General features: G+C 69.9%; 22 protein-coding genes. 9 read left to right on the top strand and 13 right to left on the bottom strand.

From position 1 onward, the window contains the following. Positions 1-54: 54 nt before the first annotated feature. From CBM2594_RS26000 to CBM2594_RS26020, 5 genes are all read right to left on the bottom strand, one after another. Positions 55-1,215 carry a porin gene (locus CBM2594_RS26000; protein WP_232346758.1) on the bottom strand — a complete coding sequence of 387 codons (1,161 nt, stop codon included), beginning with the start codon at positions 1,213-1,215 and terminating at the stop codon, positions 55-57. 178 nt (positions 1,216-1,393) lie between these two features. Continuing rightward, on the bottom strand, positions 1,394-2,149 hold the full coding sequence (pepE, locus tag CBM2594_RS26005) for a dipeptidase PepE (RefSeq protein WP_116359622.1): 756 nt from the start codon (positions 2,147-2,149) through the stop codon (positions 1,394-1,396). 30 nt (positions 2,150-2,179) lie between these two features. Further along, positions 2,180-3,364 (bottom strand): aminotransferase class V-fold PLP-dependent enzyme, encoded by a 1,185-nt coding sequence (locus CBM2594_RS26010; protein WP_116359623.1) that lies wholly within the window; start codon positions 3,362-3,364, stop codon positions 2,180-2,182. Positions 3,365-3,418: 54 nt separating this feature from the next. Then, positions 3,419-5,038, bottom strand: coding sequence for an OPT/YSL family transporter (locus CBM2594_RS26015; RefSeq protein ID WP_116359624.1), 1,620 nt, complete (start codon positions 5,036-5,038; stop codon positions 3,419-3,421). A 64-nt stretch (positions 5,039-5,102) separates the two neighbouring features. After that, positions 5,103-5,816: an IclR family transcriptional regulator gene (locus CBM2594_RS26020; protein WP_116359625.1), complete on the bottom strand. Its 714-nt coding sequence runs from the start codon at positions 5,814-5,816 to the stop codon at positions 5,103-5,105. 177 nt (positions 5,817-5,993) lie between these two features. Between CBM2594_RS26020 and CBM2594_RS26025 the strand changes: the two genes are divergently transcribed. After that, positions 5,994-8,768 (top strand): hypothetical protein, encoded by a 2,775-nt coding sequence (locus CBM2594_RS26025; RefSeq protein WP_116359796.1) that lies wholly within the window; start codon positions 5,994-5,996, stop codon positions 8,766-8,768. Positions 8,769-8,795: 27 nt separating this feature from the next. Here CBM2594_RS26025 and CBM2594_RS26030 read toward each other — a convergent pair whose 3' ends face one another. Further along, the gene (locus CBM2594_RS26030; RefSeq protein ID WP_116359626.1) at positions 8,796-9,551 is read right to left on the bottom strand and encodes an IclR family transcriptional regulator; all 756 of its coding nucleotides are present in this window, start codon (positions 9,549-9,551) and stop codon (positions 8,796-8,798) included. 208 nt (positions 9,552-9,759) lie between these two features. Here CBM2594_RS26030 and CBM2594_RS26035 point away from each other — a divergent pair, with 208 nt between their 5' ends. Together CBM2594_RS26035 and CBM2594_RS26040 are read left to right on the top strand one after the other, a co-directional pair. Then, complete coding sequence (locus CBM2594_RS26035) at positions 9,760-10,800, top strand: LLM class flavin-dependent oxidoreductase (protein ID WP_116359627.1); 1,041 nt, start codon at positions 9,760-9,762, stop codon at positions 10,798-10,800. A gap of 211 nt (positions 10,801-11,011) precedes the next feature. Beyond that, positions 11,012-13,027 carry a sigma-54-dependent Fis family transcriptional regulator gene (locus tag CBM2594_RS26040; RefSeq protein ID WP_116359628.1) on the top strand — a complete coding sequence of 672 codons (2,016 nt, stop codon included), beginning with the start codon at positions 11,012-11,014 and terminating at the stop codon, positions 13,025-13,027. On the opposite strand, the gene CBM2594_RS26045 is transcribed toward CBM2594_RS26040, so the two are convergent. From CBM2594_RS26045 to CBM2594_RS26060, 4 genes are all read right to left on the bottom strand, one after another. Beyond that, positions 12,996-13,985: a LysR family transcriptional regulator gene (locus CBM2594_RS26045; protein ID WP_116359629.1), complete on the bottom strand. Its 990-nt coding sequence runs from the start codon at positions 13,983-13,985 to the stop codon at positions 12,996-12,998. The genes CBM2594_RS26040 and CBM2594_RS26045 overlap by 32 nt on opposite strands. A gap of 57 nt (positions 13,986-14,042) precedes the next feature. Continuing rightward, entirely contained in the window at positions 14,043-15,011 is a 969-nt protein-coding gene (locus tag CBM2594_RS26050) for an amidohydrolase family protein (RefSeq protein ID WP_232346759.1), read from the bottom strand. Next, complete coding sequence (locus CBM2594_RS26055; RefSeq protein ID WP_116359630.1) at positions 15,008-16,321, bottom strand: MFS transporter; 1,314 nt, start codon at positions 16,319-16,321, stop codon at positions 15,008-15,010. The genes CBM2594_RS26050 and CBM2594_RS26055 overlap by 4 nt, the downstream gene beginning before the upstream one ends. Before the next feature lie 76 nt (positions 16,322-16,397). Continuing rightward, on the bottom strand, positions 16,398-17,342 hold the full coding sequence (locus CBM2594_RS26060; protein WP_116359631.1) for a YncE family protein: 945 nt from the start codon (positions 17,340-17,342) through the stop codon (positions 16,398-16,400). Between the two features lie 397 nt (positions 17,343-17,739). Between CBM2594_RS26060 and CBM2594_RS26065 the strand changes: the two genes are divergently transcribed. From CBM2594_RS26065 to CBM2594_RS26090, 6 genes are all read left to right on the top strand, one after another. Beyond that, positions 17,740-18,807: an ATP-NAD kinase family protein gene (locus CBM2594_RS26065; protein ID WP_116359632.1), complete on the top strand. Its 1,068-nt coding sequence runs from the start codon at positions 17,740-17,742 to the stop codon at positions 18,805-18,807. Positions 18,808-18,870: 63 nt separating this feature from the next. Beyond that, complete coding sequence (locus tag CBM2594_RS26070) at positions 18,871-19,884, top strand: thiamine pyrophosphate-dependent dehydrogenase E1 component subunit alpha (protein WP_116359633.1); 1,014 nt, start codon at positions 18,871-18,873, stop codon at positions 19,882-19,884. Between the two features lie 35 nt (positions 19,885-19,919). Then, positions 19,920-20,936 carry an alpha-ketoacid dehydrogenase subunit beta gene (locus tag CBM2594_RS26075; RefSeq protein ID WP_116359634.1) on the top strand — a complete coding sequence of 339 codons (1,017 nt, stop codon included), beginning with the start codon at positions 19,920-19,922 and terminating at the stop codon, positions 20,934-20,936. Beyond that, complete coding sequence (locus CBM2594_RS26080; RefSeq protein WP_116359635.1) at positions 20,936-22,051, top strand: acetoin dehydrogenase dihydrolipoyllysine-residue acetyltransferase subunit; 1,116 nt, start codon at positions 20,936-20,938, stop codon at positions 22,049-22,051. The genes CBM2594_RS26075 and CBM2594_RS26080 overlap by 1 nt, the downstream gene beginning before the upstream one ends. 79 nt (positions 22,052-22,130) lie before the next feature. After that, the gene (locus CBM2594_RS26085; RefSeq protein ID WP_116359636.1) at positions 22,131-22,472 is read left to right on the top strand and encodes a carboxymuconolactone decarboxylase family protein; all 342 of its coding nucleotides are present in this window, start codon (positions 22,131-22,133) and stop codon (positions 22,470-22,472) included. Positions 22,473-22,519: 47 nt separating this feature from the next. Then, positions 22,520-23,281, top strand: coding sequence for a lipoyl protein ligase domain-containing protein (locus CBM2594_RS26090; protein ID WP_116359637.1), 762 nt, complete (start codon positions 22,520-22,522; stop codon positions 23,279-23,281). Here CBM2594_RS26090 and CBM2594_RS26095 read toward each other — a convergent pair. From CBM2594_RS26095 to CBM2594_RS26105, 3 genes are all read right to left on the bottom strand, one after another. Then, entirely contained in the window at positions 23,278-24,027 is a 750-nt protein-coding gene (locus CBM2594_RS26095) for a DUF3047 domain-containing protein (protein ID WP_198048211.1), read from the bottom strand. The genes CBM2594_RS26090 and CBM2594_RS26095 overlap by 4 nt on opposite strands. A 242-nt stretch (positions 24,028-24,269) precedes the next feature. Continuing rightward, complete coding sequence (locus CBM2594_RS26100) at positions 24,270-25,091, bottom strand: hypothetical protein (protein ID WP_116359638.1); 822 nt, start codon at positions 25,089-25,091, stop codon at positions 24,270-24,272. Between the two features lie 419 nt (positions 25,092-25,510). After that, positions 25,511-25,900 carry an OsmC family protein gene (locus CBM2594_RS26105; protein WP_116359639.1) on the bottom strand — a complete coding sequence of 130 codons (390 nt, stop codon included), beginning with the start codon at positions 25,898-25,900 and terminating at the stop codon, positions 25,511-25,513. Positions 25,901-26,060: the final 160 nt, after the last annotated feature.

A 26,060-nucleotide genomic window follows, 5' to 3' on the forward strand; every position in this document is an offset into this window, starting at 1 on the left:
TTCTCCAAAGGTTGGCCCCGCCCGCGCGGCGCGGGCAGGGCGTTCTACAAAAGGTCAGAACTGGTGGCGCAGGCCGACCATCACCGTGGTCTGCGTGTCGCGCCCGTCCAGCGGCGTGCCGCTGCCGCCGGTCCAGCTGGTGGTGTTGTTGCCGAACAGCCCGGACCAGTCGCCGTGGACGCGGTCATAGGCCAGCGCCAGGTAGGCGTCGGTGCGCTTGCTGAAGGCGTAGCCGGCCACCGCATACGCGGTGGTGCGGTTGCCGCTGAAGCTGTCGGCGCGGGTGCGGTTGTGCATCACGCTGCCGGTCAGGGTGACGTTGCCGGTGACGGCGTAGCTGGCGCCCAGCGTGAAGAAATCATCGTGGCGGCTGCCGCCGAACACCGAGCTGATCGCCGCGCGGTTGGTCGGCGTGGCCGCGGTCGACATGCTGGTGATGGTGGCCGTGTCGGTGCCGCCCTTGGACGAGTCGAAGCCCGCGTCGCGGTCGCTGTGGATGTAGTTGGCGAACAGGCTGGCGCGGCCGACCGCGGCCTTCAGGCCGGCCAGGTAGATGTTGGCGTTGCGGCTCTGGCTGTCGCGGGTCTGCTGGAAATCGCCGACGGCGGTGAACGGGCCGGCCGCGTACTTGACGCCGAACGACATCGACGACATCGCGCGGGTGTTGCCCGCGGTCTCGCCCAGCGCGTATTCGGCGATCACCGAGACCGGGCCGAAATTGCCGGTGTAGCTGACGCCGTTGTCGTAGCGCTGGCCGGTCAGGTAGACCATCCACGCATTCGACGGCGCCGCGCCCACGCCGAGCGGATCAACGTAGTACAGCATGGTGTTGGCGGTGGTGTACTGCCGGCCCAGCGCCAGCTCGCCCCACCGGTTGCCGATCTTCACATACGCTTGCCGGCCGAACAGCTGGCCCTGCTGGTCGAGCCTGCCGGTATCGGCCAGCAGCCCGTTCTCCAGCACGAAGCCGGCCTTCACGCCGCCGCCCAGGTCCTCGACCCCCTTCAAACCAAAGCGGCTGCCGGACAGGAAGCCTTCGCCGCCCTGCTGCAGGCCGATTTGCGCGTCGCCGGCGGGATTCGAGTGGGTCTGGTAGGTCAGCGCGGTATCGATCACGCCGTACAGCGTGACGCCGGATTGGGCCATGGCGGTGGCGGGCAGGGCCAGCAGCGCGGGAAATGCCAGCGGCATGGCGCGGCGAAGGGTTGGGCTCATGTTGTTTTCTCCTCCAGAAGGCAAAAAGGGGGCCGCGCGGGCGGCGCTGGGCGGCCCGCGGGCGGATTCTTGTTGGGTTGCTATGGACCTGGTGGCCCGAGGTGGCTCGCTTGCCGATCAACGATCCATCCCGAGTGTGTGCTCCCCTCTCCCGCTCGCGGGAGAGGGGAGACAACACTCAGGCTTCAAAGCCCGGCCACCCCTCCATCCCCGCCGGCCCCGTGATCTGCGACAGCGCGAACGGCTCCCCTTCGCGAATCGTCTCGACCTTGCCTTGCGCCGGGAACCACAGCGCGTTGCGCTCGCCCAGCACCAGCCCGGTGGTCCCGTCCGCATACAGCGCCGAGCCTTCCGGCAGCGCGAACACCTGCTCCGGCGCGTTGATGTGCAGGAACTCGGCGAGCCGCTCTTCGCGGCTTTCGCCGTTGTGCCCGGCGGGCTTGCCGCTGATGAAGTGCGGGTTGATCTGGAACGGCACCAGCCCCAGCGCGCGCAGCGACGGCGGCTGCACGATCGGCATGTCGTTGGTGGTGCGGATGGTCGGGCAGGCAACGTTGCTGCCCGCGCTCCAGCCCACATACGGCGTGCCGGCGCGCACTTTCGCGCGGATCGCCTCGACGATGCCGGCGTCGTACAGGCGCTTGAGCAGCGCGAAGGTGTTGCCGCCGCCGACCGCGATGGCGTCGGCGTCCTGCACCGCGCGCAGCGGATCGGCGCTGTGGTGGATCGATTCGAGCGCGTAGCCGAGCTTCTCGAACACCGGCTTGACCATGCCTTCGTAGGTGTCGAAGCTGAAGGTCACGCCGGCGAACGGCACGAACAGCACCTTGCGCGGCTCATGCTTGAGCAGCGTGTGGATCTGCTCGCCGGCGTGCTCCAGGTAGCCGAGGTTGTCCTTGCGCGAGCTGCTCATCAGGAGGATGCGTTGGGTCATGTCTTGCTTTCCGTCGGTTCAGGTGTGGGGTCAGGCGATCGCCGCGCGCACCAGCGCGGCGACGCGGTCGATCTCGTCATGCGTGTTGAAGTAGTGCAGCGACACGCGCGCCATGGTCGAGACGCCGTAGCGCGCCAGGATGGCGTCGGCCATGAAGTTGCCGGCTTCGATGATGCATTGCTGCGCTTCCAGCGCGGCGACGATGCGGGCCGGGTCGACGCCGCGCACGTTGAACGGCACGATGCCGATGCGGTGGGCTACGTCGGCCGGGCCGTACAGCTCGAAGCCGGGGATTGACGACAGCTTCGCCACCGCATACTCGGTCAGGTCGCGCACGCGCGCCTCGATCGCGTCGATGCCGATCGCGGCGGCGTAGTCGATCGCGGTGCCCAGGCCCAGGATGGCCGGCACGATCGGGCAGCCCGCCTCGAAGCGCTTCGCGCCGGGCACCAGCGACAGCGCGCCGGTGGCGCGGTCATAGGCGCCGTTCCACCAGCCCACCAGCATCGGTTCGATCCGCGCGATCAGTTCGCGGCGCACGTACAGGAAGCCCGAGCCCTCGGTCGCGCGCAGCGCCTTGCGGCCGCAGCCGGCGAGAAAATCGCAGCCGAGTTCGGCCACGTCCGAGCGCAGCATGCCCACGCTCTGCGCGCCGTTGACCAGCGACAGCACGCCATGCCGGCGCGCGACCGCGCAGATCTGCGCCGCCGGCTGCACCGCGCCGGTGGAATTGGGCAGGTGCGAGAAGGTCAGCAGGCGCGTGCGCGGCGTGATCGCCGCGGCGAAGGCCTCGGGCGACAGCAGCCCTTCGGCATTGGCCGCCACCATCTTCACCACGATGCCGTGCGATTGCTCCAGCCGGCGCCACGGCAGCAGGTTGCTCAGCATCTCGGTGTCGGCCACCAGCACTTCATCGCCGGCCTGCCAGGCGATGCCGCGCGCGGCGATCGAGATGCTCTCGGTGGCGTTCTTGGTGAAGGCGAGCTCGTCGGCGCCGCAGTTCAGCCAGCCGGCCAGCGTGGCGCGCACGGTTTCGACGCGCGCATAGGTCGCTTTGCGGAACGCCGGCAGGTAGATGCCGACATGGCCGGTGTCGAGCAGGTAGCTGCGCACGGTGTCGAGCACGGCGTCGGGCGGGATCGAGGCCGCGGCGGTGTCGAGATAGATGGTCGATGCCGTCAGCGGAGTGTCGGCGCGGATTGCCTGGATATCCATGGAACGTCTCGGGAAATGACAGAGGGGCGCAGCGCATGCGCCCGCAGGGATGACTTATTTCTTCAGCTTGGTGACCGAGCCGAAGAAGCTGAACAGGGCGTCGCCCGCGATCACGCCGCCGGCGAAGGCGCTCATCTCGGCGATATGCCTGTCGCCGCGCAGGCGCTGCAGCACGAAGCGGATCGCCAGGCCCGCCAGCACCGCCCAGCCGGCCAGCGGCGAGGCGATCAGCATGCCGGTCGACAGCAGGATGCCCAACTGGCGCTTGGAGCCGCCGAGCCACTGCAGCAGCGCGCCGGGAACCGCCCAGATCATCAGGTTGCGCGCGATCTCGGCCGACGAGCCGGCCTTGATCGACGCCGCGTAGACGCGGTCCACCGGCGGGATCAGGCCCTGCGCGAAGAAGCTGCCGTGGAACACCAGCACCACCACCGCGGCCACCGCAAAGCCGATCATCGCGGCCAGGAACTGCTGCTTGCGCCCGGCCAGCTCGGCCTCCATGTCGCGGCCTTCGCCGCGCAGCAGGTAGCCGGTCTTGAGGTCGTAGCCCATGTCGGCAAAGGCCGGGCCGGTGGCGGCGGAAAAGCCCACCAGCACTGCCAGCGCGGTCGGCGGGAAGCCGATCAGGATGCCGATGGTCAGCGTGATCAGCGCCACCGCGAAGGCCGGGAACCAGCCCGAGTGCATCGCCGCGATGCCGACGATCAGCTCGTGCACATAGGCGGCAAAGGCGGCGTACAGCACGAACAGCACCAGCATGCCCAGCGACATGTCCGACACGTGCCCGGCCAGCAGCGAGATCAGCAGCGCGATCGCCAGGTAGATCACGAAGCCGCCCGACAGGATGCGGCTGGCGCGCGCGGCCGGGACTTCAATGGTGCCCGCGATGGTGCGCGCGTCGGCCGTGGGGGAATGGCGCGCGCGGCGGATTTCCATGGCCACCTGGAACAGCGCGACGATGCCCGCGCCGATCATCAGCCCGTGCGGGATATAGGCCTTGGCGATGTCGATGCCGGTCAGCGCCACCGAATAGCCGCGCACCAGCAGGCCGATGCCGAACATGGTCAGCGCCGCCAGGTTGCCCAGGAACGCGGCGCCGAACGCCGACATCGGCACGCCCAGCCACGCGCCGCCCACGCCCACGGCAACGCCCAGCCCCAGGAATGCTGCCTTGCGCCCGCCGCGGTCGCCGGCCCAGATGGCCTCGGCGGTGGCGATGCCGGCCGGCCAGGTGCCGGTGGCCGGGAAGATCTTGCTGCCGAACAGGAAGTACAGCATGGCGCCGTCGACGAACATGGCGATCACCGCGCCGATCAGCATCGGCGTGGCCAGCTCGGGCATGCCCATCGCGTACGGCACGCCGATCGGGATCATCAGCGAGTTGGCGGCGCCGAAGGTGGCCGACGAGATCGCCGTCTGCACCAGGTTCTGCCGCTCCAGCACGCGGAAGCGGCGCGTGATCTCGAGCGGGATGCGCGAGAACACGATCGCGATCAGCGCGCCGATGATCGAGGTGTTGGCCGAGATTCCCAGCGACACGATCAGCTGCATGCCAATCATGGCGCCGAATACCGACAGCCCCACCGAGACCAGCAGCAGCAAGGGCTCCATGAAGCGCGTCCGTGTCGCAGGCTGCGCCGCCACCGGCGCGTTCAGTTGTGTTGGCATGGTCATGTCGTCCACCGCTCCCCGTAGTGTTGTCTGGTTTTGTCTGTTGTGTGTGATGCCTGGCGCGCGCTCAGCGCAGGAAACCCGCCACCGGGCCGATGGTGCTGCGCGCGGTGCGCAGCGCCTGCAGCCAGCGCGGCGCCGCGTCCGGCGTGAGCCGCTGCAGCGGGCCGGCGATGGCCAGCGACCCCACCACCGCCTGGCTGTCGCGCTGGAACAGCGGCAGCGCCAGGCCGGCCACCGTGGCGGCGGATTCCTCGCAGGTGTAGGCCCAGCCGTCGGCGCGGATCTGCGCCAGCCGCGCTTCCAGCCCGGGCGCGTCGCCGCCCAGCCGGCGCCGCAGCGCTTCCGGCTGGAACGCCAGGATGGCCTTGGCATGCGCGCCCGCGTCGAGCGCGAAGCGCTGGCCCACCTCGATCGAAAAGCGCAGCTGATGCTGGCTGTGCGCGATGTCCGTGCACAGGCCGTGGTCACCGTCCAGCCACGACAGGAACACGGTCTCGCCGCATTCCCGCGCCAGCGCCTCGAGCGCGGGCTGTACTACCTCGGCCGGTGAAAACGTCTTGCGCGTGACCTGTCCCAGTTCGAACCAGCGCAGCCCCAGCGCGTAGCGTCCCAGCGCGTCCTGCACCAGGAAGCCGTTGGCGGCAAACGTCGCCAGCACGCGGTGCACGACGGCGTGATGCACGCCGCTTTCACGCGCCAGTTCGCGCACGCCCCAGCTGGGCTGGCGCACTGTGAAGTGGGTGAGCAGCGCCAGGGCGCCGTCCAGGGTCTTGAGCATCGGTGGTTGTTTGTGTCTCTATCTAAGAGACAACGTCTCTGATACAGAGAAATGCTAGGCCTCGCGCTCCCCTGCAACAATCAGGGTTAACACGCAGTCGCGCTTCGAAGCCGGCGAATATCGACCATGCGCCGTTGCCTATACTTGGCGCAGGCCGACTGGTACTGGGAGGCGCCCATGGCTGCGGAAGACCTCGATTTCGGCGACGAAGCGGCCCGCATCGCGCACCGGCGCCGCCAGCTCGGCATCGCGCCGCGCAGGCACGAAGGCCAGCGCAACTGGGCGCTGGCGCTGTCTGGCGGCGGCATTCGCAGCGCCACGTTCTGCCTGGGCGTGATGCAGGCGATGGCCGGCACCGACATGCCGGCCGACACCACGGCGGCCACGCCGGACAGCGGCGCGCCCAAGGCTGCCGCGGCGAGCACGGCCGCCTCGGCGCAGACCGTGCCCGGCCTGGCCTCGCTGCTGGCCCAGTTCGACTACCTGTCCACCGTCAGCGGCGGCGGTTATCTCGGCGCGTTCTTCGTCAGCCTGTTCGTGCCGGGGCGGCTGCGCCGCGGCACCGGCCCGGTCCACGCCGCGGCCGATGCCTACCGCACGCTGCAATGCGAGCCGCCCGGGCGCATCCACACCTCGGTCTCCTATGCCGCCGATCCCGGCCGCGGCGCGGTCGCGTGGCTGCGCGAGAACGGGCGCTACCTGTCGCCCACGGGCGCCGGCGACAACCTCTATGCCGCCGCGCTGGTGGCGCGCAACTGGCTGGCCATGCACTACGTGATCGGCAGCGCGCTGCTGGTGGTGCTGTCGCTGCTGGCGCTGCTGCTGCATGGCGCCGCGGGTGCGTGGTACGGCTTCGGACGCTACGAGATGGACCTGCTGCACGACGCGCGCCAGGCTTTCAACCAGGGCGAGTGCGCGATCTGGTGGAGCCCATTGCTGTGGCTGCCGCTGGCCACGGCGGTGACCGGCGCGGTGCCGCCCGGGCTGGCGTACTGGCTGGTCTATCCGCGCGCCAGCGACCCGCAGGCGCCGGGCCGCTTCTTCAGCCCCGCGCCGATGCTGGCCACGCTGCTGGGGCTGCTGTTGCTCGGCGCCGCTGGCTGGCTGGAATGGAGGGGGGCGCAGCCGGTGCCGGCGCAATTGTTTGCCGCGCTGGGCGTGCTGACATGGCTTGGCGTGCTGGCCTGCCTGGTGATGCTGCAGGGCGAGCCGCGCACCGTCTCCGGCTATCGCGTGCGCGCCACGCGTGCGCTGCGCACCGCGGTCACGCTGACGCTGTGGCTGGCGGCCCTGGGCGTGGCCGATACCGCGGCGCGCACCACCTACCTGTATGCGCACGCCGCGGGCCATCCGTGGGGCGTGGCGCTGCCCGCGGGCGCGCTGGGCGTGCTGGTCTGGCTGGTGCGCTACGGCGCGCGCTGGCTCGACCCAGGCGGCAAGGGCGGCGCGGCGACCGCCTGGGGCGCGTTGTGGGCACGCCTGCCGGTCTCGCTGCTGGCCGGCGCGGCGGCGGCGGTGCTGGCGCTGCTGCTGTTCGTGCTGTGGTCGTGGCTGGTGCTGTGGGTGCGCTGGCAGGGCCGCGAGCCGGTCGACTGGCTGGTCTACGGCACGGCCTACACTGGGCCGGCGCTGGCCACGCTGGCGGTGGTGGCGCTGGTGCTGGCGCTGGTCGCCGGGCGCTTTACCGGCTTCCTGAACCTGTCCACGCTGCAGCCGTTCTACGCGGCGCGGCTTACGCGCGCCTACCTGGGCGCGTCCAACGGCGAGCGCTTTGCCGCGCCCGATCCGGATCCGGTGGCGGACCGGCGCCGGCGCGCGCGCTTCAGCGTGGCCGAGCCGGTGCCCGGCGACCAGCTCAGCCTCAACGCCTACTACGACCCGCACGTGCTGGCGCCGCTGCACCTGATCAACGTGACGCTGAACCTGACCATGGATCCGGCCGAGCAACTGGTGCAGCGCGACCGCAAGGGCAAGCCGCTGTGCCTGGCCCCCGGCGCCGGCCTGCCGCTGCCGGGCGCCGCGCTCGCGCCGGACGCCTATGCGCGCTTCACCGTCGACGGCTGGCAGTGCTGCCCGGATACGTCATGGCCGTCATCGGGCAAGCTGGCGCAATCGCTCACGGTGGGCGACTGGATGGCCATCTCGGGCGCCGCGGTGTCCACCGGGCTGGGCCGTGCCACCACGCTCGGCACCTCGCTGCTGCTGGGGTTGGCCAACCTGCGGCTGGGCACGTGGTGGCCGTCGTTCCCGGCCCGGTACGCGCGCAGGGGCGGACGCGAGGGCGAACGATGGCGCTATCCCGAACGCGCCACGCATCCGTGGCTGGCCGCCGGCATCTTCCGCACGCAGTACTACCTGGGCTGCGAGCTGAGCGCCCGCTTCCATGGCACGCGGCGCGGCTGGCAGTACCTGTCGGACGGCGGCCATTTCGACAACACCGGGGTCTATGAGCTGCTGCGCCCGGGCCGGGATGTCGCGCTGATCGTGCTGTGCGACTGCGGCGCCGATCCCGGCTATCGCTTCGGCGACCTCGCCAACCTGATCCGCCTGGCGCGCATCGACCACGGCCTGGAGATCGTGGTCGATACCGAGGCTGCCACGCACCCGGTGCTGAGCCGCGTCTTCGGCGTGCCAGACGATTTCCTGCCGGGGCAAGGGGCCAGCGGTGGTGCCGCCGACAAATGCGCCGTGCTGCTCGACGTCTACCGCACCGACCCGGCCTGCGCGGCGCCGCGTACGCGCGTCTGCCGCATCGTGCTGATCAAGCCGCGGCTGGTGTCATGGGCGCCGGCCGACGTGCGCCACTACGGCGCCACGCATCCTGCGTTTCCGCAGGAAGGCACCGGCGACCAGTTCTTCGACGAGGCGCAATGGGAAAGCTATCGGGCGCTGGGGCATGCCATCGGCAAGCGCGTGCTGGGCGGCGAGGTGGTCAAGGCGCTGCTGGCGTGATCGCGCACTGAAGCCGCTTCAGCGGCTTCAGCGCACGAAGCCGATCACGTCTTCCAGCCGGCCGCTGGCGTCGCGCAGCGCCTCCAGCAGCCGCGGCACCGCGGCCTCGTCCAGCCGCTGCTGCGGCCCGGCGATGGCGACCGAGCCCACCACCGCGCTGCGGTCGCGCGACCACAGCGGCAAGGCCAGCCCGGCGACGCTGGCGGCGGCTTCCTCGCGCGTATGCGCCCAGCCGCGTTCGCGCACTTCGGCCAGCTGCTGCTCGATGCGCTCGCGTTCCAGCGTGGTATGCGGACCCATGCGCGCTACGCCCTGGCGGTAGACCTCGTCGCGGAAGGCCTCGTCCTGGAACGCCAGCATGGCCTTGGCATGCGCGCCGGCGTACAGCGGAAAGCGCTCGCCCAGCTCGATCGAGAAGCGCAGCTGGTGCTGGCTGTGCACCAGCCCCACGCACAGGCCTTCATGGCCGTCGAGCCACGACAGGAACACGGTCTCGCCGCTTTGCGCGGCCAGTGTCTCCAGCACCGGGCGCACGATCTCGTCGGGCGAGAAGCTCTTGCGCACCACCTGCCCCAGCTCGAACAGCCGCAGCCCCAGCGAATACTTGCCGGTGGCCGCGTCCTGCACCAGGAAGCCGTTGGCGGCGAAGGTGGCCAGCACGCGGTGCACCACGGCGTAATGCACGCCGCTGTGCTTGGCCAGCTCGCGCACGCCCCAGGTCGGCTGGCGCACGGTAAAGTGAGTCAGCAGGGCCAGCGCGCCGTCCAGTGTCTTGAGAGTCATCGATCGTTCCTTCGCATCGGGCTGAATGGTAAGGGCAAGCGGCGCGCGGCTCAATCTTTGCGTCCGGCGGACGCGTTGCCATAACCACGCCGCCCGCAGGGCCGCAAGGCCGCCGCCAGCACGATCCGCGCAGGCTCACTAACATAGCGAACCATCCGCATTGCAGCGGGCGGCGCACGCGTGGCTTGCGCCGCCCGCCCCCCACGACATGAATCGCGACTCTCTCCCCACTGGCAACGGCATCGCCTACTCGGTGCTCGACCTGGCCCCCATCCCGCAAGGCAGCGACGCCGGCCAGGCCATGCGCAACTCGCTCGACCTGGCGCGCCACGCCGAGCAGCTGGGCTACCACCGCTACTGGCTGGCCGAACACCACAACATGCCCGGCATCGCCAGCGCCGCCACCGCGGTGCTGATCGGCTATGTGGCCGGCGGCACGCAGCGCATCCGCGTCGGCTCGGGCGGCGTGATGCTGCCCAACCATGCGCCGCTGGTGATCGCCGAGCAGTTCGGCACGCTGGCCTCGCTCTACCCGGGCCGCATCGACCTGGGCCTGGGCCGCGCGCCCGGCACCGACCAGGCCACGGCGCGCGCGCTGCGCCGCCATCTCACCAGCGACAGCGCCGATACCTTCCCGCAGGACGTGGAAGAGCTGCAGGCGTATTTCGACGACGTGCGCCCGGGCCAGCGGCTGCGCGCGGTCCCCGGGGCCGGCCTGAAAGTGCCGATCTGGCTGCTGGGGTCGAGCCTGTTCAGTGCGCAGCTGGCCGCGGCGATGGGGCTGCCGTTCGCCTTTGCCTCGCACTTTGCGCCGGGCTTCATGCGCCAGGCGCTGGACCTGTACCGGCGCACCTTCCGCCCGTCCGAAACGCTGGACCGGCCGTACGTGATGCTCGGCCTCAATGTGTTCGCGGCCGATACCGGCGATGAGGCGCGCCGGCTGTTCAGCTCGCTGCAGCAGCAGTTCCTGGCGCTGGTGCGCGGCACGCCGGGGCAGTTGCGCCCGCCGGTGGACGATATCGAAGCGCTCTGGAACGAGAGCGAGGCCGACCATATCCGGCGCTCGCTGTCGTGCTCGGTGGTGGGTGACCCGGATGCCGTGCGCGCCGGCATGCAGCGCTTTGTCGATGACCTGCAGCCGGACGAGCTGATGATTACCGGCCAGATCTTCGACCACCAGGCGCGGCTGCGCTCGTTCGAGATCGCCGCCGGCGCCGCGCGCAGTCTCCAGGCCAACGTCGCCCTCTGACGGTTCCGGTATGGCGCACGCCGCACTTGCGGCGTGCGCTTGCCGGCGTCTCCTGATTCCCGTTTGCGCGCAGCGGATGCGCTCGGATACATTAGAAGGCCAAGACCCGACAGAGGCGCGGCCAGGTCCGGCACGCGCCCGCACAGTCCGCCCGACCCACCGCCCCCTCAGCAGGGTCCGGGGCCGAGGGCAGCGACGACAGGAGACAGCGATGGACCTGCGGCAACGCGAGCACATCGAGACGGTGGTCCAGGCCACCGCCTATCTATCCCCGCCAGCCCTGCTCGCGGAGCGCATCGCGCATGACGCGATCATCCAGAACTCATGGCGGCGCTGCGTGCACCAGTACGGGCTCGACCCGTCGCGCATGCAGGAGGCGCGCATCCTGCCGCAGACGCGCCTGCGCGAACACCAGGAACGCATCGACGACTTCGCCCGCATCGCTCGCCACGGGCTGCAGAGCCTGCATGCCCAGGTGGCGGCGCTGGGCTACGTGGTGCTGCTGACCGATGCGCAGGGCGTCACGGTCGACTATATCGGCGACGCCCATTGCGATGCCGCGCTGCGCCACGCCGGCCTCTACCTCGGCGCGGAATGGAGCGAGAGCGGCGCGGGCACCTGCGCGGTCGGCACCGCGCTGGTCACCGGGCAGGCGCTGACCGTGCACCAGGCCGACCATTTCGACGCCACCCACATCCCGCTGACCTGCACCGCGGCGCCGCTGTTCGACACCCATGGCAAGCTGCACGCCATCCTCGACATCTCGGCGCTGGTGTCGCCGCAGGCCAAGGACAGCCAGGGCCTGGCGCTGCAGATGGTGCGCATCTACGCCGCGCATATCGAGAACGCCAACTTCCTGCGCGCGCACCGGCGCGACTGGATCCTGAAGCTGAACGTCGCGCCCGAGTTTGTCGACGTCAATCCGGAATACCTGCTGGCGCTGGACGATGCCGGCCGCATCGTCGGCCACAACCATCGCGCGCGCCTGATGCTGGAGACCGAGCTGGACGGCAGCCCGGGCGCCACCGTGCTCGGGCAGCCGTTCGAGGTGCTGTTCGATGCCCGGCTGGAAGACCTGGGCCGCTATGTCTATTCGCGCCCCAGCGAGCAGCGCCTGGTCGCGCTCAACCGCAGCGGCGGCCTGCTGTACCTGAGCGTGATGCCGCCCGCGCTGGGCTGGCAGGCACCGGCGGCGCCGGCACAGGTGGCGATGCCGGCGCCGCTGGCGGCGCTCAGCGGCGGCGACGCCGCGCTGGCGCAGCAGCTGGAGCGCGCCGCGCGCCTGGTCGATTCGCCGATCCACCTGCTGATCCATGGCGAGACCGGCAGCGGCAAGGAGTTTTTCGCCAAGGCGCTGCACCAGGCCAGCGCGCGCCGCACAGGGCCCTTTGTCGCGGTGAACTGCGCGGCGATCCCTGAAACGCTGATCGAGAGCGAGCTGTTCGGCCACCTGCCCAACAGCTTCTCCGGCGCCGGCTCGCGCGGCAAGCGCGGCCTGATCCAGGAGGCCGACGGCGGCACGCTGTTCCTGGACGAGATCGGCGACATGCCGCGCGAGCTGCAGTCGCGGCTGCTGCGCGTGCTGGCCGAGGGCGAGGTGCTGCCGGTGGGCGCCGCGCGCCCGGTGCCGGTGCGCCTGCGCGTGATCTCGGCCACGCACCACAGCCTGGAGCAGCTGGTCGCCGAAGGCCGCTTCCGCGAGGACCTGTACTACCGCCTGAACGGCGCGCGCTTCGAACTGCCGCCGCTGCGGGCGCGCACCGACCTGGACTGGCTGGTGCGCAAGCTGCTGCAGGAAGGCGCGGGTGAACCGGTGACGCTGTCGCCCGCCGCCAGCGAGCGGCTGCGCCGCCATCGCTGGCCGGGCAACCTGCGCGAACTGCGCAACGTGCTGGAGTACGCGCGCGCGGTCTGCAGCGGCGGCTATATCGACGTGCACGACCTGCCCGATACGGTGGCCGGCGCCGCCATCCCGGCTGCGGCGGCGCTCGAACCGGCACCCGCCACACCGGTCGATGGCGCTACAGAGCACGACGCCGCCGCGCCGTTCGACCCGCACCAGCTGCCCCCCGAGGGCATGCTGTTGATGCAGTACCTGCGTGCCGCGGGCTGGAACCTGAGCGCGGTGGCGCGCCAGATCGGCATCAGCCGCATGACGCTGTACCGGCGCATGGAGCGCTACGGCATCCAGTCGCCTAACCGCCGCGACGGCGGGGCGCAGTCTTAGCGCCGGGCTGGCCGCCTGCGCACGCCGCGCGCAGCGCATCGGCCAGCAGCCGCATGCCCGGCGTGGCGGCGCGGCGCTTGCGCGTGACCAGGCCATAGGGCACCAGGCGGCCGCGCATCGGCACCGGCAGGATCGCCAGCGCGCCCAGCGCGGCAAAGTAGCGGGCGATCGCGGCAGGCACCACCGCCACGCGCTCGCTGCCGGCCAGCAGGGGCAGCGTGGCCATGATCGACGAGGTCTCGATGACATCCGCCGGCGGCGGCACGCGCGCGTCGCGGAAGGCCTGGTCGATGACCTGCCGCATCGGGCTGGCGGCCGGCTGGATGATCCAGGGGTAGCGCGCCAGCGCCGCCAGCCGCACGGTGCGCTTGCCGGCCTGCGGGTGCGCCATGCCGGCGACGACCGACAAGGTCTCCTCGCCCAGCGGCTCGAACGCCAGGTCTTGCGCCAGCGCATCCGCCGGGATGCGGCCCACTACCAGGTCGAGGCCATCCTGGCGCAGCGCCTGCACCAGCACGTCGCTGGTATCCACCTGCAGCGAGAGATGCAGGTGCGGGTAGCGCGCCTTCAGGCCATTGATGGCGCCGGTGAGCAGATCGGGCACCGGAGCGAGGATGGCGCCGATCCGCACCTTGCCGACCTCGCCCACGGCGATCGCGGCAAACTCGTCGCGCAGCGCGTCGAGGTCGGACAGCACCACGCGCGCGTAGCGGATCAGCGCTTCGCCGAACAGCGTCGGCGCGATGCCGCGGGCGTGGCGCGTGAACAGCAGCGCGCCCACGGTGTCTTCCAGTTCCTGCAGCGCCTTGGTTGCCGCGGGCTGGGTCAGCGCCATCTCGGCGGCGGCGCCGCGCAGCGTGCCGTGCCCGGCCAGCGCAAGCACCAGGCGCAGGTGGCGCATCTGCAGGCGCTTGCGCAGCGTGGCGGCGCTGGACAACAGGGTCAGTGGAGCGGGCATGGCGGTGGGCGAGGCGTCACGCCTTATAGCATGCACGCGCCCGGCGCGGCCGCTGCGTCAGCAGAATCTGAAGCGGCCTACCGGTTGCGGCGCCATGTCCGCATCGGCGATGCGGTAGAAGCGTGCGGCGTTCCCCGCCAGCACGCGCGCCCGTGCCGCGGGGTCGGGCAGGGCCTCGCACACCAGGCCCAGCACCGTGCCGAAGCTGGCGCTCAGCGAGGCCACCGGCAGGTTGCTGCCAAACATCGCGCGCTCAGGCCCGAAGATCGCCAGCGCCTCGCGCACGATGCGGCGATTGCCCGGCGCATCCCAGCGCCCGCCGGGCAGCCCGAACTCGGACAGCTTGACCATCACGTTGGGGCAGGCGGCCAGCGCTTCCATGCCGTGGCGCCACTGCGCCAGGCCGGTATCGGAGCGGTCCAGCGGCAGGCCGGTGTGGTTCAGCGCAATCCGCAGATCCGGCAGGGCCGCGGCCACCTGCGCCGCCTCGCGCAAGTGCCAGAACGGCACGCGCAAGTCCCAGGACAGCCCGTGGCGCGGCAGGCGCGCCAGGTCATCCAGCCAGGCCTGGTCCTGCATCGAGCCGGCCTGGCCGGCGACCGAGCCGCCCGGTCCGACGGCGCACAGCGGCTTGCAGCGGATGCCGCGCACGCGCGCAAAGCCCGCCTGGCGCGCCAGCAGCGCGGCGCAGCCGGGCGTGCCGAACGGGGCGTAGGCCACCACCGCGGCGGCGATGCCTTGGGGCCAGCCGGGCCCGTGCAGCCAGGCGGTTTCGGCGACGGCTTCGGCGCGGTCGCGCTCGGCTTCGACATGGACCGTGGCCAGCACCGCGACGCGGCCTGCGCCGTCGGCTTGCGTATCGCGCCGGTACTGCGCCGGCAGGTAGTCGTGCCGCAGCGCCCGGTAGTCGCCAAGGAAAAACGCGGCCGGCTGGTAGGCGTCCTGCAGCCAGGGATAGTGGCCGCGGTCGAGTTGCCACAGGTGGTGATGGGCATCGACGATCGCCAGCGGCGCGCCGCCCTTCACCGGCAGCGCTCCGGCAACGTTGCCGCCAGCGCCGCCGCCAGCATCAGCGCGCCCGCCAGCAGGTAGACCCCGGCACCGGCATCGACATGCTGGATCAGCAGCCCCACCGCATACGGCCCGCAGAATCCGCCGAGGTTGCCGAGCGCGTTGATCAGTCCCCGCGCCACGCCGGCGTCGTCCGCCGCCAGCAGCCGTGGCGGCAAGGTCCAGAACACGCCCGCGGCCGCCTGCAGGCAGACCCCGCAGCCGACCAGCAGCCCATAGGACAGCCAGGTGCTGGCATGGAACCAGACCGAGCCGGCCAGGCACGCGGCAAAGGCCAGCAGCGGCCACGCCACGAAGGCGCGGCGGCGCCCGCTGCGGTCCGACCAGGCCGACACCAGCAGGATGCCGGCCATGGAGCCCACATATGGCACGATGGCCAGCAAGCCGACTTGCCCCATGCCGCCGTGGGTCAGGTTCCTGAGGATGGTGGGCAGCCACAGGGTGTAGCCGTAGATGCCCATCTGGTAGAGGAAATTCAATGCGATCAGGCGCCAGATCACGGCATCGCCGAGCAGCCGCGCCAGCACTGCGCGCAGGTTTGGCTGGCCCGCGGGCGCGGCGGCGCGCTGTTGTTCCGCCTGCAACTGCGCCAGCAGGTAGCCGCGTTCGGCCGCGCTGAGCCAGCGCGCCTCTTGCGGGCGGTCGCACGCCAGCAGCCACCAGGCGCCCAGGCACAGCGCCGAGATCAGGCCTTCGATGATAAACAGCCAGCGCCAGTCGAGCGCCGCGATCACCAGCCCCGACAGCGGCGCGGTGATCATGCCCGCGATCGGCACGAACAGGATCACCAGCGCATTGGCGCGGCCGCGCTCATGGTCGGGAAACCAGTTGCCGACCATGGTCAGCACCACCGGCAGCATGCCGCCCTCGGCCACGCCCAGCGCAAAGCGCAGGAGCAGCAGTTCGGTCTCGTTGCGCACCAGCCCGGTCAGCACCGACAGCACCGCCCACGCCAGCATCGACCAGGCGATAAAGCGGCGGCCGCTGCCGCGCACCGCCAGCTTGCCGCCGGGTACCTGCAGGAACAGGTAGCCGGCAAAGAAAATGCCGCCGGCCAGGCCCGCCATGCCGGCGCCGATGCCGAGCGCCTCGCTCATGCCACCGGGCATGGCGAAGGCGATATTGACGCGGTCCATATAGGACACGATGCACACCATCAGGATGGGCGGGATCACGCGCCACCAGCGCTGTGCGGGAATGCCGGGTTGGGGGGTGAGGGCCGGGCTGGGCGCGACGGCGCTGCCCGCGGGCTGCGGAATGGTCATGGTCTCCTCCAGGGTGGCCGTTAGCGAGTGCGTTGCCGCTGCGGCGTCGTGTCTTGTGTTTGCGCTGCCGGGCTGGCTATGGCTGCGGCAGCGCCAGGATGGCGAGCCCATCGGGCTCCGCGCCGGTGGCAAAGGCGGCGCGCAAGGCGAGCGTGCACAGGTCGAGCACGCCGACGCTGTTGTCATTCAGGGTCAGCCAGGCGCGCCCGGGGTCGGCCGGATGGAAGGCCAGGGCGATCGGCTTTGCGCCGGTCCCGACGCGGGCCAGCTCTGCCATCGTGTACGGGTCGAACAAGCGCAGGCTGCGCTCGCCATAGTTGAGCGCGATCAGCCGGTTGCAGGGCGACCAGTAGAGCCGGGTGGGGTCCTCGCCGGTGTCGGCCGTACCCGTTTCTGCGAGGGTCAGCGCATCGAACCGCGTGATCCGGTGCGCATCGCGGCTGGCAACGAAGAGCATCGATTCGTCCGGGCTCAGGCAACAGCCTTCCGGCCGCGGACCGGCATGCGCGGCCAGCGGCGGGCGTGTGGCGTCGTGGGGATGGACCAGCGTCACCGTGTGCGACATCAGGCTGGTGACATAGCCGCGCCGGCCGTCGCGCGACAGCACGAACAGATGGCTCTTGACGCCGCCGGAGGGCAGCGCGCGGTCCGGCGTGTGCCGTGCCGATGGCGCTTCGAACACCAGCAGCATGTCGTCGCGCTCGCTCAGCGCATAGACGCGGCCATGCGCGTCGACCTGCAAGCCGTGGATGCGATGCCAGGGCGCGCAGTCCAGCACGCCAAGGCGCTCGCCGCGGGCCAGGTCCACCGCGATCACCGCCGCGCCGCCATCGCCCGGATGCGCGAAGGTCTGCACGCCGTAGTGGCCGACATAGCCGATCAGCCCGGCCCGGTCGACCGCGAACTCGTGCGGGTATTCCGGCAGCGGCACGCTGAAGCGGCGCGCGCCGGTCTCCAGGTCATAGCCACTGAAACTGTGGCCGAATTTTTCCACCAGTACCGCGGTCCAGCGGTTGCCCATGTCGTCTCCTCGTTGGCTTCGCCCGCACGGCGGGGCTGCGCGTCATGGCGAGGACGAAAGTCTGGCGCAAGGCGGCCACCATGAACCATTGAATATTGGCGATCGAGGTATTCCCGCAGGTAATGGGCTTGGGCGGCGGGGCGGCGCGAGCGGCGCAACTGGCGGGCGATACGGGTGTCCAGTGCGTACACCTGTACTGTGACACCTGTCTCGCCGTGGCGGCCGTTCTGGCCGTTGGGGGCCGCTCGTCGCGCGAGCGCTGCAGCGGTTTTTGCGGGTTATCCCTGAAGCCAGCGCACTGCGCAGCGCCGGATTCCGCCATCGCGATGCCATCCGGCCACTGGCACAGCCATTGCAAATACGCCTGTCACGACAACGACAACACAGGAGACAGGCAATGGGGCAGCCAAGGTCCGCCGATGCGCCGCTGGTCGGCATCATCGCCAATCCGGTTTCGGCGCGCGACATCCGCCGCGTGATCGCCAACGCCAACAGCCTGCAGCTGTCGGACCGCGTCAATATCGTGCTGCGCCTGCTGGCCGCGCTGTCGTCCTGCGGCGTGGGGCGCGTGCTGATGATGCCTGACCGCGAGGGGCTGCGCGTCATGCTGGCGCGGCACCTGGCGCGCCGGCAGGGGCCGGATTCGGGCCTGCCCGAGGTGGCGTACCTGGACATGCCGGTGACCTCGCGCGTCGACGACACGCTGCATGCCGCGCGCTGCATGGCCGACGCGGGCGTGGCCGCCATCATCGTGCTGGGCGGCGACGGCACCCATCGCGCGGTGGTGCGCGAGTGCGGCGCGGTGCCGGTCGCGGGGCTGTCGACCGGCACCAACAACGCCTACCCCGAGATGCGCGAACCCACCGTCACGGGGCTGGCCACCGGCCTCTACGCCACCGGCCGCATTCCCGCCAGCCAGGCGCTGGCATCGAACAAGCGCCTGGACATCGTCATCCGCGACGGCAACGGCAACTTCCGCCGCGACATCGCGCTGGTCGATGCGGTGATCTCGCACGAACACTTTATCGGCGCGCGCGCGCTGTGGAAGACCGACACGCTGGCCGCGGTCTACGTGTCGTTTGCCGACCCCGAGGCGATCGGACTGTCCTCGATCGCCGGCTTGCTCGAGCCCGTGGGACGGCGCGAGGAGGGCGGCCTGGCGATCGAACTGGCCGCGCCGGGCGCGGGCGAATTCGACCTGTGCGCGCCGATTGCGCCGGGGCTGATGTGCACCGTGCCGGTGGCCGGCTGGCAGCGGCTTGCGCACGGCCGCCCCCATCGCGTGCGCCAGCGCAGCGGCGTGGTCGCGCTCGACGGCGAACGCGAGCTGACCTTCGGCGCGGACGACGAAGTCACCGTCACGCTGCACGACCACGCCTTTCGCAGCATCGACGTCGCCGCCTGCATGCGTCACGCGGCGCGCCACCACCTGATGCGCAGCGTGCCGCGGCACGCCCTGGCCTGACCCGCCCGGCCGCGCCCGACCCGATTTCTTGAAGTGCAACACCTGAAAACGAAGGAGACAGACATGACAGCCAGAGCTTCGCAAGATCCTGCGCAACAACATGCCGCGCTGCCGCTCGACAAGGAGACGCTGCTGACGGTGTACCGCAAGATGCGCACCATCCGCGATTTCGAAGAACGCCTGCACGTGGACTTCGCGCGCGGCGATATCCCGGGCTTCGTCCACCTGTACGCGGGCGAGGAAGCCGCGGGCGTCGGCATCCTGCATCACCTGCACGACGGCGACCGCATCGCCAGCACGCACCGCGGCCATGGCCACTGCATTGCCAAGGGCGTCGATCCGGTGGCGATGATGAAGGAGATCTACGGCAAGAAGGGCGGCTCGTGCAACGGCAAGGGCGGCTCGATGCATATCGCCGATCTGTCCAAGGGCATGATGGGCGCCAACGGCATCCTCGGCGCGGGCGCGCCGCTGATCTGCGGCGCCGCGCTGGCGGCCAAGTTCCGCGGCAAGGGCGAGGTCGGCATTACCTTCTGCGGCGATGGCGCGTCGAACCAGGGCACCTTCCTGGAAAGCCTGAACCTGGCCGCGGTGTGGAACCTGCCGGTGATCTTCGTGATCGAGAACAACGGCTACGCCGAATCGACCTCGCGCGACTACGGCACCGCGGTGGACAGCTACGTCGACCGCGCCGCGGGCTTCGGCATCCCGGGCGTGACGGTGGACGGCACCGATTTCTTCGCGGTCCACGAAGCCGCCGGCGAAGTGATCCGCCGCGCGCGCGAGGGCGGCGGGCCGTCGCTGCTCGAATGCAAGATGGTCCGCTTCTATGGCCACTTCGAAGGCGATGCGCAGACCTACCGCGCCGCCGGCGAACTCGACGACATCCGCGCCAACAAGGATTGCCTGAAGCTGTTCGGCCGCACCGTGACGCAGGCCGGCGTGATCGCGCGCGAAGAGCTCGACGCGATCGACCGCGAAGTCGCCGCGCTGATCGAGCACGCCGTGCAGGAAGCCAAGGCGGCGCCCCAGCCGGGCCCGGAAGACCTGCTGACCGACGTCTACGTCAGCTACTGATCCGCCACGCGCAAACCAATCCACAGGAGACAGACATGGCTCGCAAACTGAGCATCAAGCTGGCGATCAACGAGGCGATCGACCAGGAAATGACCCGCGACCCCAGCGTCATCATGCTGGGCGAGGACATCGTCGGCGGCGCCGGCGCGGACGGCGAGAAAGACGCCTGGGGCGGCGTGCTGGGCGTGACCAAGGGACTCTATGCCAAGCACGGCGACCGGCTGCTGGACACGCCGCTGTCCGAGTCCGCCTACGTGGGCGCCGCGATCGGCGCCGCGGCGTGCGGCATGCGCCCGATCGCGGAACTGATGTTTATCGATTTCATGGGGGTTTGCTTCGACCAGATCTTCAACCAGGCCGCCAAGTTCCGCTACATGTTCGGCGGCAAGGCCGAGACCCCGGTGGTGATTCGCGCCATGGTCGGCGCGGGCTTCCGCGCCGCCGCGCAGCACAGCCAGATGCTGACGCCGCTGTTCACGCATATCCCCGGGCTGAAGGTGGTGTGCCCGTCGACGCCGTACGACACCAAGGGGCTGCTGATCCAGGCGATCCGCGACAACGACCCGGTGATCTTCTGCGAGCACAAGAACCTCTACGGCCTGGAGGGTGACGTCCCCGAAGGCGCCTACGCCATCCCGTTCGGCGAGGCCAATATCGTGCGCGACGGCAAGGATGTGTCGATCGTCACCTACGGGCTGATGGTGCATCGCGCGCTGGAAGCGGCGGCAACGCTGGCGAAGGAGGGCATCGAGGCCGAGGTGATCGACCTGCGTACGCTCTCGCCGCTGGACATGGACACGGTGCTGGAGTCGGTCGAGAACACCGGACGCCTGGTGGTGGTGGACGAGGCCAGCCCGCGCTGCAATATCGCCACCGATATTTCCGCACAGGTCGCGCAGCAGGCCTTCGGCGCGCTCAAGGCCGGCATCGAGATGGTGTGCCCGCCGCATACGCCGGTGCCGTTCTCGCCGACGCTGGAAGACCTGTATATCCCCAGCGCGGCGCAGATCGTCAACGCCGCGCGCAAGACCGTGAAGGGAGGCAAGCACTGATGGCCACGCCTGCAATCACCCCGATCGTGATGCCCAAATGGGGCCTGTCGATGAAGGAAGGCACGGTCAATGCCTGGCTGGTCGACGAAGGCACCGAGATCACCGTGGGCATGCCGATCCTCGATGTGGAAACCGACAAGATCGCCAATGCGGTAGAGGCGCCCGACGCGGGCACGCTGCGCCGCAAGGTGGCGCAGCCCGGCGACGTGCTGCCGGTGAAGGCGCTGCTTGGCGTGCTGGCCCCTGCGGAGATAAGCGATGCGCAGATCGATGAATACGTGGCGGCTTATGAAACGCCTGCGGACGACGGCGGCGACGAGGACGCCGCCGCCGCGTACCAGTTTGCAGAGGTCGACGGCATCCGGGTCCGCTATGCCCGCAAGGGCGACGGCGCCCAGACCGTGCTCTTCATCCACGGCTTTGGCGGCGACCTGGACAACTGGCTGTTCAACCTCGAACCGCTGGCCGACGCGTACACCGTGGTGGCGCTCGACCTGCCCGGCCACGGACAGTCGTCGCCGCGGCTCGCGGGCACGACGCTGGCGCAGATGGCCGGCTTTGTAGCGCGCTTCATGGACGAGACCGGCATCGACGCGGCGCATGTGGTCGGCCACTCGATGGGCGGCGGCGTGGCCGCGCAGCTGGCGGTGGATGCGCCGCAGCGGGTGCTGTCGGTGGCGCTGGTGTCGCCGGTGGGCTTCGGCGACGCGGTCAACAGCGACTATACCGACGGCTTCGTCAAGGCGCAGTCGCGGCGCGAGCTCAAGCCCGTGGTCGAACTGCTGTTTGCCGACCCGGGGCTGGTGAGCCGGCAGATGCTCGACGACCTGCTGCGCTACAAGCGGCTGGACGGCGTGCCCGAGGCGCTGGGCGCGCTGGGCCAGGGCCTGTTCGGCGGCGGCCGGCAGAGCGAGCAGCCGGGGCAGCGGCTGGCCGACAGCGGCAAGCGCGTGCTGGTGGTGTGGGGCGGCCAGGACCGCATCATTCCCGCCGAACATGCCGAAGCCGCGCCGCCGGGTGCCACCGTCAAGGTCTTCCCCGACGCCGGCCATATGAGCCAGATGGAGAAGGCCAATGACTTCAACGCGTTGCTGAAGACCCACCTGGCCGGCTGATGCCGACCGCGGACGGCGCCACCGTGCGCCGTCCGGGGCTGGCATGCCGGCCCGGGACGATTCACCACAGGACATCCCTATGACCACAGACCTGAAAACCCGCCTGGCGGAGATCAACAAGCAGTTCGGCGCGCTCGGCCAGGCCCAGCCCGCCGCGATGAGCGCCTTCCAGGGCGTGATGAAAGCCGCCACGCAGCAGGGCAGCCTGCCTGCCGACATCAAGGAACTGGTGGCGGTCGCGCTGGCCGTGCAGAAGGGCTGCGACGACTGCGTGCTGTTCCACACCAGCCAGGCACTGCGCCATCGCGCGAGCCGCGAGCAGCTGGCCGAAGTGCTGGCCGTCAATATCGAGATGGGCGGCGGCCCCGGCGCGATGTACGCGGCCAGGGCGCTGGCTTACTTCGATGCGCTCAACGTCTAGGGTTGCTAGACTCGGCGCATTGCCATTCCGGGGGCAGGTGCCAGCCGATGCCGTTTGATCTTGTCGAAACCGATGCCGCCGGCCACGCCGGCAGCGACCCGCTGCAGGAGGAACTGGCGCTGCTCGAACTCGCGGCGCAGGGCCGGCACGTGGCGCAGTTGTGGGAGGCGCCGCTGTCGCTGGTGGTGCCGCGCACTTACCTGCGCCACGCGGCGCTGGAAACCGCGCGCGCGGATTTCGCCCGGCAGGGGTGTCCGGTGTTCCTGCGCATGTCCGGCGGCGGCCTGGTTCCCCAGGGGCCCGGCATCCTCAACCTGAGCCTGGCTTACCCCGTCGGGCAGCCGCCAGGCGCGCTCAGCGACGCGGTCTACCTGCACCTGTGCGCGGTGATCGGCGGCGCGTTGCGAGCGCTTGGCATCGAGACCCACTGGCAGGCGGTGGCCGGGTCGTTTTGCGATGGCCGCTACAACCTCGCCTGGGGTCCGCCTGAAGCCGCACGCAAGATCGCAGGCACGGCCCAGTACTGGCGGCGCGCGCCGGCGGCCATGCAGGCAGCCGACGGCCAGCGCCACCTGGTGCTGGCGCATGCGGTGCTGCTGGTCAGCGCCGACCCCGCGCAGATCAATGCGCGCGCCAATGCCTTCGAGGCGGCGATCGATAGCGAAAGGCGCTATGAGGCGGGCAAGGTCGTCAGCGTGCGCGAGGCGCGGCTGGCGGGCGGGCACGCCGGGCAGGACGATGCCGCGCTGATGGCAGAGGTCTCGGATGCGCTGCGCTGGAGCCTCGGCCAGCATCCCGCCCCGGCCTAATCCTTCGCCGCGGTGCCTGGCAGGAAGCGGATGTCGCCATACCAGGCGCGAGTGGTGGCGCGGGTATTGTCGGTGTCGGTCATGATGCCGTAGGCCTTGAGCGGTCCGGGGCGCTCGTGGAAGACGCGCTCGTAGTCCCGCGCGACGTTGCGCCGCAGGGTCTGCCACTTGCCGGCATCGCCTTCGCCGGAGACCACGATCATCTGCACGCGGCCGGTATGTGGATTGGCGATGACGCTGCCGGGCGCGGCGCTGGTCGACCAGACATACATCAGCGTGGCATAGGGCAGTTCCTCGCCCGCCACGGTCCTGGCCAGTTGCATCGCGGCGCGGTCGCCCAGCGAAAGCTTGCTGGTGTCGCCGTCGAAGAAGAACACCAGCCGCGCCGGCGCGTCCTCGCGCGCGCCGTCGCGGTTGTCGGCGCCGGGAATCGCGCCGTCTGCCTTCCAGCGCCAGGCCACCACGGGCGTGCGCGACAGGTCCACGTTGCCCGCATGCATCAGCGCCGACGCCGAGCCATCGGCTTGCGCCCGCAGCACCGTGGTGCCTCCATCGGCCACCAGTTGGTACGCGGTCCTGGCCTTGCCTTCGGCAACCGGTAAATTTTTCCAGTCCGGCGGCAGCGCGCCACCGGGCTTGCGGTCGGAAAGGACAAGGCCGGGCTTGCCGCTTTGCGCCGGCGCCGGAAGCGAGGCGAGCAGCAAGGTGGCACAGAGGGCAATCTGCAAGGCGGAGTTGGTGATCATGGGGTTCGGCGCGAAGCGGAAGTGGGAATCGCAACGCAAGGCCTGTGCCCGAGAATTTGGGTTAGCTTGCGCAATCGTGACTCGGCAAACATGGCACCAAAAAATAGCGGCCCACAGGGGGCCGCGAATCGGGAATGCGAGGAGTGTCAAATTCCTCAAGAGACGTTATCGACGCAAAGCGCCGCACCAAGACCCCACTTCCGTGGGGTCCAGGCATCGCAGGCATGAAGGCGAGTGTCCGCTTACGCGATCAGGTAGGCGGGATGCGGGTCCGGCCGGACGGAGGCGCGCAGTTTCCGGACGTTCGCTTCCAGTTCGGCGTGGGCCGCATCGAGCCAGTCCACCCGATGCCGCACCGGGTCCTTGGCCGACAGGGCGCTGGCGGCGATCTCCCGCAGGAAGTAGCGCACCATGCTGCCTGCACGCGCAGGCACCGGCATCATCCCCAGCAGCTGGCGTCGCGCCAGCAACCTGCGCGTGACCGCATGCTGGAGCGCGGCCCAGGCGGTGCGGCCCAGCGCCAGATACAGCGCGTCGGTGCGCATCTGGCGCACGGCGCCGAGGAACTGGGTCTCGAAGACTTCGCGCAGCATCGGCGTGTCCTGCAGTTCTTCCAGCGGGCCGTCGAAGGCCAGGCCGCGCCGCGTGGTGGCGTGCGGCAACAGCGACAGCGGCTGCAGGCGCTCGAAGCCGTCGTTCCATAACGCGGCGGCGTGCGGCAGGCCAACCAGTTCCGGTACGCGGAAATGGTCGAGCATGCGGATCAGGTTGGGCCGCACCAGCTTGCCGCCCAGTTCGACCCGCCGCTTGTTCTCGCGCTGGATCACGCGGCCGGGCGCGTGGGTGCCCAGCAGTTCCTCGGTCACCGCGGCGGCCAGCCGCACATGGGCATGGCCCGGCGTGGTGCTGACCAGCACCAGCGTAGCCTGCGTATTCAGGTATTCGCAGGGTACGTAATGCATGGCGTAGCTGCTGTCCCGCGCCACCACGACGGGTTTCGCGATCACGCCGCTTGCGCCGGCAAGCCGTATCTGGGCGCAATAGGCTTCGATGAAGTTGGTCAAGGCATCCCCCCGCTCGCTTCGTTATGTAAGCGTTTTTTATTGTTTTGCTTTCCGTCCATGGTAAGCCGGCGCGGCATGGCAGAGAAAGCCGCCACCGTCGCTTTGACCGCATCCCGCAGGCAACCTTGGTGGGCCAGCCAACACATCACATGGGGGTTCGCTCTGGCGGGGCGGATCGCGCCGCCATTCGCTCGGCGACACCGGCAACGTATCGCCCCTCGTGGTCAGGAACATGACACGGTTCGCGACCTGCGCGGCGCGCGTGCCGCGAGCCCTTACCGCAAAGAAAAAAGCCGGACACGATAACGTGCCCGGCCAACCCATTTGCTGACTCAGGTGGTGTCAGAACCCGAGGAATTAAATGCTAACGATTATCATTTGCGGTAGCAACTGATTCCGTGATCTGATGTTGCGCCAGGTCATGCCATCGAGGTCTGGATCGAGAATTGGCCGGACAAGGTCTTGTGCACCGGGCAGCGATTGGCAACGCGCAGCAGGTCTTCCAGGATCTGCGGCGACAGTTCGCCGCTGACCTTCACCTCGCGCTGCATCGTATAGGTGCCATTGGCTTCCTCATGGCCGACCGAGACATGGACGTCAGTGACCGCGTAGCCTTTGCGTTTCGCGTACAGCTGCAAGGTCAGGGTCGTGCACGCGGCCAGGGCCGAGTCCAGCAGGTCATGCGGGTTCGGGTAGCGGGTGTCGCCGCCGGCGGAGGCGTCGAGATCGGCTTGCCACTCAGCAGTGCCGTTGGTCAGCTGGCAGATGCTGTTGCCCTGGCTTGGCTTCCATGTCGCTTGGATAGTCATCGAACGTCCCCATATCTAAGTAAAGCGGCCCCGTGGGCCGGAATGGCCATTCTATATAGCCTGGCGCGTCAGGTCAGAAGCGTTGACAAAGGCGCATTCGTGCCGAATTCGGATGTTCGCGAGAAACCGCTTGCCAAGCCCGTCTTCGTCGCTTACTATA

The organism is Cupriavidus taiwanensis, assembly GCF_900249755.1.
Taxonomy (GTDB): domain Bacteria; phylum Pseudomonadota; class Gammaproteobacteria; order Burkholderiales; family Burkholderiaceae; genus Cupriavidus; species Cupriavidus taiwanensis_D.